The organism is Undibacterium sp. GW821-FHT11H02 (genome assembly GCF_058808015.1).
The window spans coordinates 41,003-54,525 of sequence record NZ_JBXARG010000016.1 but is presented as its reverse complement, the minus strand read 5'-3'; the positions used below and the strand labels follow the sequence as shown (position 1 = coordinate 54,525).

Here is a 13,523-nt window from a genome sequence, read left to right as displayed (position 1 = left end):
GCCGCATATCTGAATTCTAGATGGCTAGCGAGATTAACTCTGTACGTTGTCGTACATAGTCCGCATTAAACTGAGTAAAGAATGCATTTTTATCGATGAGGTGCGAGACTTGACATGCAACATTCCCATTGCAAATGGACTATCGCAAAACTTGAACCCATCACTCGCGCCAAATTGAACTGGATGGTCGGACTTAATTAGCCCGACCAATACCGATCAGAAAACTACATCTGCTTAAAATGATGCAAATAGCTACGGCTCACGGGCAATTTATCGGCGCGCCCTTTCATGAAAACGGTGGCGGTCTCATTCTCTCCGCGCGTCACATGGCTCACCATATTGATATTCACGACCACCGAGCGATGCACCTGAATAAAGTGGGTGCCGTCGAGTTGATCTAGCAATTCCTTGAGTGAACTCCGAATTAATGCTTCCGCTGGTTTGCCATCTTCGCCGCGCCAGGCGATTAAGGTGTATTTTTCGTCCGAACGTAAAAAATCGATATCAGCGACAGCGATCATACGCAAAGACTGACCGACCATGGCTTTAATCCAACGTAAAGGTTCAGGTGCAGCTTTCTTTTGCATCCGTGCTTCCAATTTGTCCAGCAAGACTTCGATATCTGGTGCTTCCTGTGATGTGCCAATACGTTCTCTCACGCGGGCGACGGTGTCAGCCAGGCGGGCAGGATCTACAGGTTTCACCAAATAGTCCAAGGCACCTTGGGTAAAGGCTTCGACGGCATATTCACTATAGGCCGTGACGAAAACCAAATGCACGCCACGCCCCATTTGACGTGCTGCTTCTATGCCTGTCATGCCTGGCATATGCACGTCCAAAAAACACACGCTTGGTTTGAGTGCTTGATATTGTTCGACCGCTTCGCGTCCATTGCGTGCTTCTGCCACGATGTCTAATTCGGGCCAAGCCTGCGCTAGCATGCGGGTTAATGAGCTCCTCAGTAGAGGTTCGTCATCGGCGATCAGTGCGGTAGGGCGGGTTGAACTCATGTGGTTTCCCTATGATAAATGGGTCGTTGTAGTGTTGATCTGCGCTGGAAAGTTGATTTCTGCAAGAAAGCCATGCGGTTCAAGTGCTGTCAAACTGAGCTGTGCTTGATCTGCGAATACCAATTGTAATCGTTCACGCAGATTTGCCAAGCCGGTGCCCAGTCCCTTGCTCTCATGACCTCCACTTAAGCCTACACCGGTATCGCGCACTTGCGCCACACATCGATCATTTTGCAATTGCACCGTAACATCAATTCGACCACCTTCTTCACTAGGATCAATACCGTGGCGTACCGCATTTTCCACTAAAGTCAGTAAGCTCATCGGCGGGCACGGCACCTTTAGCGCGCTATCATCAACATCAAAAGAAAACTGTAGTCGATCCGGCATACGCATATGCATCAACTCCAAGTAAGCACGCACTAGTTCCAGCTCTTGTTCCAAGGTGCTTGCTGCGCTATTTAAATTCGGAACCGCAGCGCGAAGATAGGCAATCAAACTACCCAATACCTTCGACGCTTGAGAAGAACCAGAATCCACCAACTCACGAACATTCGCCAAGGTATTGAATAAGAAATGTGGCTCGACTTGCGCTTGCAATAAACGCAGGCGCGAATCAAGCGCATCACGCGCTAACTCACTACGCTCTAACTCAAACGATAGCGCCTGTCGCTGTGCTTGCCCATTAATTTGGCGATATAAAGCGGACATGGCTATCCATGGTGAAAATAGCAAACCGGCACCAATCATCTGCCCACAGCCATTCAACTTTGTCTGCACTTTGTACCAAGGGACGGGGTCTCCAATCGTCGTCAAGGTATAAACAAATGCAGCTGCAAATGGAACAACGATCGCTACCGCGGCCACTTGAAGCACCCAACGCGCAACCCAAGCTGGTAGTCGTTTCGGCCAACGTTCAATAATCCCAAACGCCGTCAATTGGATCATGCCTATCAAGGCTAAACGGACAAAAATCGTGATCCACCAAGTCGCCCAAGTGAACTTCATCATAATACTAAGGATAAGTGTCACCGCTAAAACCACTTTGACACGCTGCCAGTTGTACATAGGAGGTGGTGTCGACAATGCGTTTGATAATTCTTTGTTATCCATGATGTGAGCCTATGCGAAGGATGAAAATGAACTGCCCTAATTTTCTTGAGTGACTAAGAATAAGCAGAGTTTACCTTGCTTGATTGAGTACGGCTATGTCAGCCAGACGGTTGACGCCCGGCAGTAGTTAAACGACGCTATAGATAGACCAACTGCGGTCGATCTGTCCTGCATTGAAATACGCGGGTCAAATACAAGAATGAAATAGCGCCATCAAAATGTGGCAATCAAGGGTGGGCTACGTTCATGCAGAGCTTACATCATAAGAAGTAACAATTTGGCAGCGCATCGTGACACCCGCCAAAGTTCTCAAAAAGCATAAGCATGAGCTTGATCCTATGGCCGTGACAGATATGCGGTGAACGACGGCAATCATCGTCCTATACCGCCATTGAATCCACAAGGTCCGTCATTCATCGCAATCAATTTAGTGAGATTTGTCGTTCACTTTATTCTGACGAACATCAATCAAGGCAGGTCAACTAATTACCGAGGAACGCTCATGAAATGGATACATATTATTGCCGGCCTAATGGCCATTGCCTCCGGCTTCATTGCTTTATATGCGGCTAAGGGTTCGCCTTTACATCGCAAATCTGGAACCATGTTCACACTGTCGATGTTATGCATGACGATCAGTGCCGCCATCATTTCGCTATTTTTACGTACTGATCACGTGACTGGTGTTGCCGCAATGTTCACGGCTTATCTCGTTTGCACATCATGGTTAGTGATTAAACGAACCGTTCAGGAAAGTAAAGCCGTATTGGAGGGATTTGCGCTCGCCGCAGCGGTTCTAGGCGTCTATTCGCTGAATCTATGGTTTGACTTTTTGGCCGATCCCAAAACGCTGATCACCAAGAATAGCCCACCGCAAACTTTACTCGTTTTTGGATCGATCAGCTTGTTATGCGCCGCTTTAGACCTTCGTATGATCTGGGTCGGAAACATCCTTGGCTCACAGCGTTTAGTGCGCCACCTGTGGCGCATGGGCTTTGCTATGTTGATCGCAACGGGCTCCTTCTTTACTGGGCAAATGCAAGTCTTTCCAACGATTATTCGTAAAAGCAATTTGCTGGGGATTCCGGCCCTGGCAATCCCCGTGCTGCTGGTGTTGGTGACGACTTTGTACTGGCTAGGGCGCACGCTACTCAAGCGCAAAGCATCTGCTTCAATAGGGCGAAGAAACGCCTAATGAAACACCAACGTCTCCCGTATGCTCAAACGTGCTGAATGCCATGCGGGCATTGCTGAAGCTGCTATGCCAATGAAGTTCGTAATGAGCCACCAAAGTGCCAAAGATTGCCAAGAAACGACTAAGGGGAATGCCTCTTCCATTAATAGGTTGCCGACGAAGTGACCGATGAATGCAGAGAGTGGCAGGGCAAGAATGACCGCAAATAAATAGCTGATAGCGGTAATCATGCAGGCTTCGACGATGATGTTTTGCATGATCGTGCCACGGCTTGCACCCAAACTTCGCATAATGCCAAATTCGCGGGTGCGTTCGACCACATTATTGCTGATGGTCGCGCTTAATCCTAACGCTCCGACGCTTGCCATTATTAGTGCAATAAACAGCAAAGATAGAATCAGCAAATTGAAATGGCCGTCCACTTCTGTTCTTAACATCGTTTCGGTCACAATGGCAGCGACTGGGATCTGATGGTCATTGAGGACTTGGCGTATCGTGTTGGCAAGTGTAGTGAGTTCTGGTTCTGACGGCTTCGCTTGTGTGCTGACGATTTTGTAGTTTCGACTGAGCTCACTCTGGCTCGGCAAGGTGGATAACGTGGCTAGGGTGGCAGGAGATATATAGGCTGTCGCCCCAGTCATTTTTTGTCGCGCAATGCCAGTGACTTGTAAGGTTTTGATGTTTCCGAAACTACGGATTTGTATCTTGTCGCCTACTTGGGTGTTGAGAAAAAATGCCAATGCTCGTTGATTGAGAATGACCGCATCGAGGTCCTCGGCCAACAGCTTTCGCCCCTGCGTGAGTGGTAAGTCGATCAATTGACTCTGCACTGGCATGGCGACCATGGTCAAAGTGCCATGCGCGCCGTCTGGATAGGATCGTTCGATTTCTATGCCCGATTTGCCAACGCGCGCGACACGGCTAGCGGGCCACGCTTCTATACTTTGAATTCCATCGATGCCCTGCAATAGTTGTCGCATTTTTGTTTGATCCTGTGGCATCTTGCTAATCACTTCGAGTTGGTAATGGCGCTCCGTAGCCGCATTGAGCAAATGCTGTTGTGAGGCATTTTTGACGTTGAGACTACTGATAAACATCGCACCTGCACTGCTTAAGAGCACCAAACTTAAGATCAAGCGCCCACGGTGTCGAAAACAGTTTCGTAAGGACATAATCAAACTTCGATTAATCCACGTGAGCTTATCGATGATTTTCCAATTACCCACAGCGGAATAATGTTGCTGACTTGTTCCAAAATTGCTCAAGGCGGAATGAACGCTAACGCGTGTTCTTGTGAGAATGGATCTCGCGGCGATCAACATCGGTAGTAAGATGCCAGTCAGTATGAGTAAGGACAGCGGGATTGCTGGTAAGGCGCTGCTGTGCAAGCTGAAATTTAGGATTTTTAGTAAAACTAATTTGGATAAAGCGAAGCCCGCAGCTAGACCAGCAGGCACCGCAATCGCTGTCGCTAGCGCAGAAATCATCAAGATGAAAGCGAAATACAGTATTGCGATTTGAGAGACGCTGGCACCGATGGCTTTCATTACCGCCATTTGTCGACTTTGTTGCGCCATTAGGCCTTCAATCATGGAGGTACTTAGTACACTGCTGAGCAATAAGGCGAGCAGACTAAAGCACATCAACATGATCAATACGCCTTGCATAATCGCCTGATGCGGATGTTCTCCTGGTGGCGGTATTTGTATCCTTTCTACTTGATAGCCAAGTTGCACCAAGCGTCCCGTCAATTGGGTTACGACCCGTTCGATGTGTTTGGCATCGAGCTTGTTTTCACTGACGATGATGTTCAAGTTTTGTGGATTTTTGCCATCACTGAGACCACGCATCGTCGCTAAGCTCACATACGCAAATGCGGACATGCTGGGTGTTGGCATAGCGGGGTCATGCACAGTGCCCGCAATCAGCAGGGTTTTGCTGCGACCATCACCAAGGTCTATCGTCAAGCGGTCGCCGACTTTGCGTTGCAATTGTTTGAGAGATTCTTGTTCTAAAAGTAGAGAGTCTGGCGGCGGTGGCCACGCGCCTTCTTTAGGGAAAATGCGGCTGATGGTCTTTTCCGAAAAATCGAGATTGGCAAAGATTTTTATTTCTTGCGGCGCGCCGGGTGTCGACCTGTCATTGACAATCGAGGTATGAAAAGTGCTGCTACCTTGCGCTGCGCCTATGCCCGGAAAAGCCCTGACCTCACTGAGCAATCGTTCGTCGATACGATCTAATTTAATGGTCGCTGACGCGGGATTCGTCGCTAGATAATTGAGAGGAATTTCTCGATTTAAAATGACGTAGCTAGTGAACATGGTCGCTAGCCCAAAGACGCCAGCAGCGATCGCTATCATCATCAGAATAATGCGACCAGGTCTAAGCTGTACGTCCCGTAGCAATTTAATCCATCGCGTGCTAAGCATATTGCACCTCTTGCGTTGCGCCAGATGTCGTCGCGACAGTAAGCGGCTCAAGGAGCTGTTCATCGAGCCGTCCATCGGACAAATTAATCGTACGAGAAAAGAAGTCACGATAATCTCGCTCATGGGTGACCATGACCACTGTTTTTCCCTCGCTGACCAAAGCCGAAAATAATCGCATTATGCTTAAGGCCGTTTCGGTATCGAGATTACCGGTCGGCTCGTCGGCCACTAAAATCGGTGGATTATTGGCAAGCGCACGAGCAATCGCCGCACGTTGTTGTTGCCCGCCAGAGAGCGCAGCAGGAAGTTTGTCGGCTTGTTCAAGAATGCCGAGTTTTTTCAACAATGAGAGCGCGCGAGGTCTCCGTGCTTTGGTGGGAAAGGTTTGACAAAAATCCATCGCTAACATGATGTTTTCTGCGACAGTCAAGGTCGGGAGTAATTGAAAAAATTGGAAAATGATGCCAACATTTTTCCCGCGCCATGCGGTGAGGTTTGCCTCGTCGAGACTATGAATCGGCAGCTTGTTAATGATAATTTCACCGCTATCAACACGATCAATCCCGGTCAATACATTCATGAGAGTAGATTTACCACTGCCTGACTTCCCAATCACAGCGACAAACTCCGCGGGATGAATCTGTAGACTGATATTTTTTAATGCCATGAATGCACCAGTTGGGGTATCGTATGATTTACATATGTTTCTGACGTCGATTAAGGGTGTCATATAGGAGCTCAAGAAAGTGTTGATAGAAGTGTGTATTACAAACCTGCCACGTATCCGGTCTATGTTCGTAGCAGACTTTTTTGTCTCTACCTTGTTTCTATTCAAGAACAGAAACATTACAGAAACAAAGTTCAATTAGACTGGATAGCGCTCCAGTAAAATTTTTTAAGACGCAGCCACTATGCAAGCAACAGATCATATTTTGATAGTCGATGACGATGAAGACATCCGTGACTTACTGCGTCAATACTTGGAACGGCATGGTTTCCGTGTAAGTACTGCTGCTGGCGGACGTCAAATGCGCCAAGTGTTGGCGAGCTGTGCAATTGATTTGATCGTTTTGGATTTGATGATGCCAGTAGAAGATGGATTGTTGCTGTGTCGTGAGCTCACTAGTCGGAGCGACCATGCGATTCCGATCTTGATGTTGACCGCTAAAAATGAAGAGGCGGATCGTATACTCGGACTGGAAATGGGGGCTGATGATTACTTGACTAAGCCATTTGCCAGTCGAGAATTATTAGCAAGAATTCGTGCGATTTTGCGACGCAGTCGTATGATTCCTAAACAAGCTCAGGTTGACCTTGCCAGGCACGTTTTAGGTTTCGGCGAATGGATAGTCGACACGCACGCGCATCATTTGATCAACACTAACGGTGCGGTTATTTCTTTAAGTGGAGCCGAGTATCGTTTACTAAAAGTTTTCCTGGATCACCCTCAACGAGTTCTGACGCGTGATCAATTGTTAAATCTGACGCAAAATCGGGAAGCGGAACTATTCGATCGTTCCATCGACATTCTTGTCAGTCGATTGCGTAAACGTCTGCGCTCCTCATCCAAGCTAGTAGCGGAAGACGGCGCTTCTGATTTTGAATACATTAAGACCATGCGCAGCGAAGGCTATTTGTTTGCTTGTCAGGTTAATGTCATGGATGCTTTGCCATGAACAGTTGGAGGGGGCGTCTTGCTAGCCTATGGCCGGGGTCCTTGTTTGCCCGCCTCGCTCTAGTGTGGTTGTTGGCATTGGGCCTTGGGCATTTGATACAGCATATTTATGGCTATGTAAGGATTTATGATGATCAAATTGCCAGAACTGACTATTACTTAACGCAAGATTTGATGGTGCTTCTACCGATACTGGAATCGGCTTCACCAGCGGAACGGCAAGCATGGCTAAAAAAGATGCAGCGTAAGGCTTATCAATACGAATTGAAAGCCATGGGGCGTGATGCATTGCTGAAAGAGACGATCGCATTTACTCCCGAATCGTCGCTCGAACAAGACGTGGCTGTTTCGATGCAAAGAGGACTTGCCGCACACTATGAGATACGGTATTCCGAAGGGAGAAACCCTGAGGAGACGCGTCGTTTTTATTTCGCATTAAAAGACGGTCAGGTACTAATCGCCATTTTGCACAAAACGATCTGGCCTATCGATTGGGGTAGTGGCATCGTATTTAGTCTGCAAGTTTTTGCAGTACTAGGTTTTACCTGGATCGCGGTCAAACAAGCTACTCGCCCCTTACAAAAACTTGCTGAAGCAACGGAAGCACTGGGTACGTCACTCCATAGCGAGGCATTGTCTGAAGACGGTCCTAGCGAAGTCGCGCGCGCGGCGGCGGCATTCAATCTTATGCAGGCACAGATCAAACATCATTTAGCCGAACGGGTACAGATTTTGGCAGCTATTTCACATGACCTACAAACTCCCATCACGCGCATGAGAATACGTACTGAACTAATGGAAGCAGGGGAGTTACGTGAAAAATTGCAAAGTGATTTGAAAGCGATGCAAACCTTGGTGGAGGAGGGAATCACCTTTGCTCGAAGCGCGCAAAAGAGCACAGAACAGCCGTGCAGGGTCGACCTTGACGCTCTGCTAGATAGCTTAGTTTATGACTATCTCGACGCACAACACTCGGTGGTTTTGACTGCTCATTTAGGAGAAGTGATTTGCACTCGCCCCAATACACTGAAACGACTCATCATTAATCTGGTTGATAATGCTTTGAAGTTTGGTGTGGAAGTGGAGTTGTTTGTACAGCGCATCGATAACAAGCATATTGAGATTAGTGTGCGTGACCGTGGACCTGGTATTCCTGAATCAGAATTGCAAGCGGTTCTGGATCCGTTTTATAGGATAGATAATTCACGCAATCGGGGTACGGGCGGCACTGGCCTTGGTTTGGCGATTGCCCAAAGGCTCGCCCATGCACTCGAGGGAGAAATTGTGTTGCGGAATCGTGAAGGTGGAGGTTTGGAAGCACGCTTTGTTTTTGAGTGTCAAATTTAGAGAATTTCAAATAATTTGATTTGCAGGTCAGTGACGTTCAATCTCTTGGAAAAGCAATATTTGCCGTACTCCCCGTAAGCTCAATCGTGCTGAATGCCACGCCGGCATTGCTGAAGCTGCTATGTCAATGATGGTGGTAATGAGCCACCAAAGTGCCAAAGATGGCCAAGAAACGACTAAGGGGGAAATGCCTCTTCCATTAAGAGCTCACCGACAAAGATTTTCTTGGGTACGATGGTAAATCGTCTGCAAAATTTCCTGTTTCATATAGAGGCAGTTTTAATTTTTGCCGACACGTATATTTTCGTCTAAGTGCAGGGCGCTGCATTTACTGCAGCGCCTTGTGACATAGAGCTTACCCTATGCCTTACTATCAGATTTACCCCGCTAAAAGTCGAACAGGCAGTTGGTCGCCAACTTGTGCCACGGGCACAAAGCCTGGCGGAACCGGCAGCCCGGCCAGCTTGGCCATGGTTGTGATGAAACTGGCAAAAGGCCACGCGACAGGCTCATCCTTCGCGCCCAGTATACCGATGCCCAGCCAGGTCTCGCTGACCAGCGCAACGGGCGCCAAGCTTATCTGCATCTTCACCATAATCGGCTCCAGTAGTTTGCGCACTGCCACTGGGTCGGGGTGCTCGGGCAGTGCTTGTAGCAGGCTGGCCGCTTGGGCTGCAAGATGACGTAGACGCATCGGGGTTTGGACAGTAGCTGACAAGCGATGGTAAGCCTTGAACTGCATATAGCCTCTGCTATGCCATTCGCTGTCCCTCGCTACGATGTTGTACTTTTCTTCCAACTCGGTAGCACTGGGCCGGCTAACGTAGCCTTCTGGGAACAACTTCAGGTAATTCAAAATCGCATCATCGCCGGCCAATTTTGCACCGGTCTGCGCCATGATCAGTTCACGCAGATCAGCAACGGGATCCTCTGAGAACAGCGAGTCGGTGATATAGCGCCGCTGAAACTGGGCTAAGGCAACTTCAAGCGATACGCCTTCGATCTGGGCCGCGTCCAATGCGGCAAACCTAGCCCACTGCTGGGGATTAAGCGCAACAGGAACCGCGATGGTCAATGCTTTCCAAAATTTGCGTGCGCCGTCACTGTCGCTGTTGGAGGGGACGTCGAGCAGTAGACCTATATTGCTTCGCTGAGCGCCAGTGGCATCGGCATAGGAATTCAAAAGATCTTGTACTTTTGCTTCGCTCGTTCTTTCGTTCTTCGCAGTGAAGGCGCCGTCCAGCGATACTGATAATTGTTTGAATGTACCAACATCGCTCAGTTCCAATTGGAGACCAAGCCGTGCGCTACGGTTTTTCCAAGGGTTTAGGATCATCGTTTCTCCGACAACGCTTACCTTGACTCCGAGTAGGTTGCCAGTGACTAAATCCGTCTTGACTGCGACTTCCCTTAGCCAGGTCGAACCACTGGCAAACTCTATGCCAAAGAAATTGAGCGTCACGCGCTGCTCTTGAAGCGTTTTCCTTGCCGACAGCAGCCAGCCTTTGGCATCTGCCACCGCACCCATGCTTGCTGCAGCCTGCACCAACTCGGGTAGCGCCAATAGTTGTCCACCATGAAGTGCGCTAAACAGGCGTTCCGCCTCAGGCGTCACGATATCGTCCGGTCGGAACCAGGCCTCGAATGCCGCTTCGGCCACCGTCTCCTGGGCGTATAGCGCAGCTAAAGTTAGCGTCAACTTCTGGCGATGGCTGTCTGCCAGCGCGCCCAGCAGCTTGCTGCGCAGGTCGGCATAGGTCTTCAGAGCATTCCTGATCGCGGCAGAGGCGGTGTTATCGTCCAAGTTTTGCAGTGCTTTTTCAAACTGCGCACCCAGCTCGCCCAAGCGCTTAAGCACGGCATCGACTTCCGCCTCGGCTTTGCCAACGATTTGTGCTTGCAGTGTTTCAATCGCATCTTTGAGGCCTTTGGTGGCCTGAATAAGTGCTTCGGCGACGAACGCTGCGATCTTTTCATCTATAGTCACAAGAACAGTCGCCTTGCCTAGCAGCTGATTTAACCATGCCGCCACAGCTTTATTGATATCTGCCTGGCCACTGGCTAGCTCCCCTAAGGCGCCGTCGAGCATGTCCGCTAGGCCGAAAGTGAGTTTGTTTACCAGATCGTCACGCATTGAGGCTGTTGGTTTGCCACCAATCAGCACCTTGACCAGCGGTTGTAGTGCGTCATTGAGATTACTTTCGATGAGACTGCGTAGACCATCCAAAATGGCTGTTCCCGGCTGGGTCAACGCGTCCAAAAGCTTACTCTTTTGGAGCTCTGGCCACGCCGCACGCAATGCGCGTTCAGCACTGGAGGCCACAGCAGAGAAGTCTGCGCCGGCGGTGAGTGCTATCGAAGCGTTGCGCTGACGCTGGCGCAAATCATGTAGCTTGACGCGCAGGCCGAGGACGGTGGCACCGTCGTCCTGAGTTCTTGCCTCGACCATGGCACTGAGCTTCCAACGACTTACGTGCGCTGCTTTAAATCCAGCTGTGACACCGAACGAGAGGCCTACGTTAGAGGTTTCACCGTTCATGCTGAATGTCCAACCTGGTCCTTGCGCGGACGCATCAATGTCGATAGCCAATTGGGCTTCTCCATTCAGCTCGTACGCCATGCCAAACCAGTCGGTGCGCTGAGCCAGTCGCAGCATGCCCTGAATGTCGCTTGGCCAGATAAAGTGGCTTTGTGCCGCCTTCAAAGACGCGAGCAGAGTGGCGTCATCTTTAGCTTGCACGTACCAGTGCAGGCCAACGCTGCGCTTGCCGTCAGCTTCGATGCCCACTTTCCCCCAAGGCAGCTGATTAGCATGGGCTCCAGCCGTAGCGCCAGCAGATAGCGTGGCACCGTAAGCGATTAGCGTGTGGCCAACATCAGGCTGGATGGGCAAGTGCTTTAGGTCTTCTTCGGTTAGCAGATCCATGCCGAGCGATGCGTTGGCTTCTATCGAGGCGCCCCATGCCCAGTTGCTCGATATCGCCCCACCATCTGTCATTGACTCATCCAGCAATGGCAGTGTCAACTCGGTTTCTTCAGTTTTCGCCAGGTTGGAACCTATTTTTTGCGTGAGCAGATCCCAGCGTCCATTCGGTGCCAGATCTTTTAGCGCTAATGGCAATGCGTTCTTTGGATCCTTGATGATCGATTCCAGATCCTTAAGCGTTTCTGCACTCAGTTTTATCGTGTTCATACTTTATCCATGTTGGTTGTGATTCAAGTTGGAGATAGGATTTCCTTGATTCGGTACGATATTGACGCAGCAATGCTGTTTACGTGCTGTCCCACGCGCCGCCCCAGCAAGAACATAGCTCGAAGGGTTTGCAGTCACGTGTGACAGTGTGCATCTCAAGCCTTAGAAGCTGTCTTTGCGCCAGCCAATCGAATCACATTGTTTAAGATCTTGAACCAGTAATCGCCCCCGAGCGAAGCTGCTACTGCCGCGATAAAAATTCCGAATAGCCAAGATAAACATCCAAATAAGAACTCATATATATTCATCTTTTTATAGTCGGCGATAAACCTTGGAGTGTGTTCCCAGCCCAATACGAAGGATGAAGTTTTATTGGATACTGGCAGCAGAGTGAGTGAATTGCTTAAACTGCATTGCAAGGTTTCAACCGCGGTCAACTTTTCATTTGTCGACTTTTCCTTGCATTCGCTTTGAATTTTGCTGCTAATGTCAGCGCTGAGATTCCTGCCGACATCCATCATGACACTGCGCGCCTTCGGATCCTGCGCCAAGCCCTTTATGAAGTCGATAGCGTTGATATTTAGACCAAGGCATAAGATGAATGCAATGCACATCGACACAATTTTTGCGTTGCGTCGCACCGCACCGATTGCGCGATCCATTGCTGCATCGAACCACATACCAATTTCGGTTTTGAATTTTTCGATCAGCTCGATTTCATTTTGGGCACTCAACTCTGCGTTGAAGTAGAGGCTTTGCATTGCCTTTTTTAGCTCTGGGGATGGAATGGCATTCAAGGCGGCGCGGAATCTTGTTTTCAGTGCGTCAAATGTGGATTCTGCTGCTGTGGCAGCTTTTTGGTCGGTGGATGTGAGAAATATATCGATGATCACCCTTCCAATAAGATCAGTCGGAATATAACTGGGCTTTCTTTTTCCGGACGACAGTGGCTTGATTAAGGGATGATCAAAAACTACATCAAAAAAAGTACTTTGCTTAGTCGTATTTAGAGTTGCAGAGGGCGCGAGCAATTCTCGTAAATATTGCTGTAGATATTTGGCTCGAATTTGCTGCAGGAAAGTTTGAAATGCTTCGGTAAGCGTTGTAACAATGATACCCAGAAGAGTGAACAAAGTCAGACTACCAATGACCAGTTCAATGATAAAAGATTCAAACATATCAATCCTTTTAAAAATGCTATTTATGGTAGTGAAATAGTACTTTTTTGTATTGTCATTGAATTTACTTAGAAGCGCAATTCATTTTTTTAACTAGCAAAGACTTCAGCGAATAGTCTAGGGTGTGACGATGTTTGCATGTCATGTACCGGGTTGGAACTCGTAGTAAGATCGATGCGGCGCTGGTTAGGAATGAAGCTCGTCAGAAAATTTTCGACTTCGTTTATGCCTGTAGAAATCGCGGTTTATTTCAACTTGCAACTTCGCTGAAGGTGAACACAAAAGATTTTGCATCTCAAATGCAGCCACTACCAAGCGCGCTTACGTGAGCAAGGATCAGTTAATTCTTAGGATTGAAATTTGGCTTTAATCCAGACTTTCTA

The 13,523-nt window shown here is 48.8% G+C and carries 9 protein-coding genes; 3 read left to right on the top strand and 6 right to left on the bottom strand.

The window, feature by feature from the left end:
- Positions 1-224: 224 nt before the first annotated feature.
- On the bottom strand, positions 225-1,010 hold the full coding sequence (locus AC1RR2_RS15485; protein WP_493223170.1) for a LytR/AlgR family response regulator transcription factor: 786 nt from the start codon (positions 1,008-1,010) through the stop codon (positions 225-227).
- Between the two features lie 9 nt (positions 1,011-1,019).
- Entirely contained in the window at positions 1,020-2,123 is a 1,104-nt protein-coding gene (locus tag AC1RR2_RS15480; RefSeq protein WP_493223169.1) for a sensor histidine kinase, read from the bottom strand.
- Between the two features lie 502 nt (positions 2,124-2,625).
- Between AC1RR2_RS15480 and AC1RR2_RS15475 the strand changes: the two genes are divergently transcribed.
- Positions 2,626-3,318 (top strand): DUF2306 domain-containing protein, encoded by a 693-nt coding sequence (locus AC1RR2_RS15475; RefSeq protein ID WP_493223168.1) that lies wholly within the window; start codon positions 2,626-2,628, stop codon positions 3,316-3,318.
- Here AC1RR2_RS15475 and AC1RR2_RS15470 read toward each other — a convergent pair.
- Positions 3,315-5,747: an FtsX-like permease family protein gene (locus tag AC1RR2_RS15470; RefSeq protein WP_493223167.1), complete on the bottom strand. Its 2,433-nt coding sequence runs from the start codon at positions 5,745-5,747 to the stop codon at positions 3,315-3,317. The genes AC1RR2_RS15475 and AC1RR2_RS15470 overlap by 4 nt on opposite strands.
- Entirely contained in the window at positions 5,740-6,414 is a 675-nt protein-coding gene (locus tag AC1RR2_RS15465; RefSeq protein WP_493223166.1) for an ABC transporter ATP-binding protein, read from the bottom strand. The genes AC1RR2_RS15470 and AC1RR2_RS15465 overlap by 8 nt, the downstream gene beginning before the upstream one ends.
- Positions 6,415-6,658: 244 nt before the next feature.
- On the opposite strand from AC1RR2_RS15465, the gene AC1RR2_RS15460 reads away from it, so the two are divergent.
- Both AC1RR2_RS15460 and AC1RR2_RS15455 read left to right on the top strand, forming a co-directional pair.
- On the top strand, positions 6,659-7,423 hold the full coding sequence (locus AC1RR2_RS15460; protein WP_493223165.1) for a response regulator: 765 nt from the start codon (positions 6,659-6,661) through the stop codon (positions 7,421-7,423).
- Positions 7,420-8,769 carry an ATP-binding protein gene (locus tag AC1RR2_RS15455; protein ID WP_493223164.1) on the top strand — a complete coding sequence of 450 codons (1,350 nt, stop codon included), beginning with the start codon at positions 7,420-7,422 and terminating at the stop codon, positions 8,767-8,769. The genes AC1RR2_RS15460 and AC1RR2_RS15455 overlap by 4 nt, the downstream gene beginning before the upstream one ends.
- A 379-nt stretch (positions 8,770-9,148) precedes the next feature.
- Here the strand turns inward: AC1RR2_RS15455 and AC1RR2_RS15450 are convergent, their stop codons facing one another.
- Together AC1RR2_RS15450 and AC1RR2_RS15445 are read right to left on the bottom strand one after the other, a co-directional pair.
- Positions 9,149-11,962 (bottom strand): hypothetical protein, encoded by a 2,814-nt coding sequence (locus AC1RR2_RS15450; RefSeq protein ID WP_493223163.1) that lies wholly within the window; start codon positions 11,960-11,962, stop codon positions 9,149-9,151.
- A 155-nt stretch (positions 11,963-12,117) separates the two neighbouring features.
- Entirely contained in the window at positions 12,118-13,140 is a 1,023-nt protein-coding gene (locus tag AC1RR2_RS15445; RefSeq protein ID WP_493223162.1) for a hypothetical protein, read from the bottom strand.
- Positions 13,141-13,523: the final 383 nt, after the last annotated feature.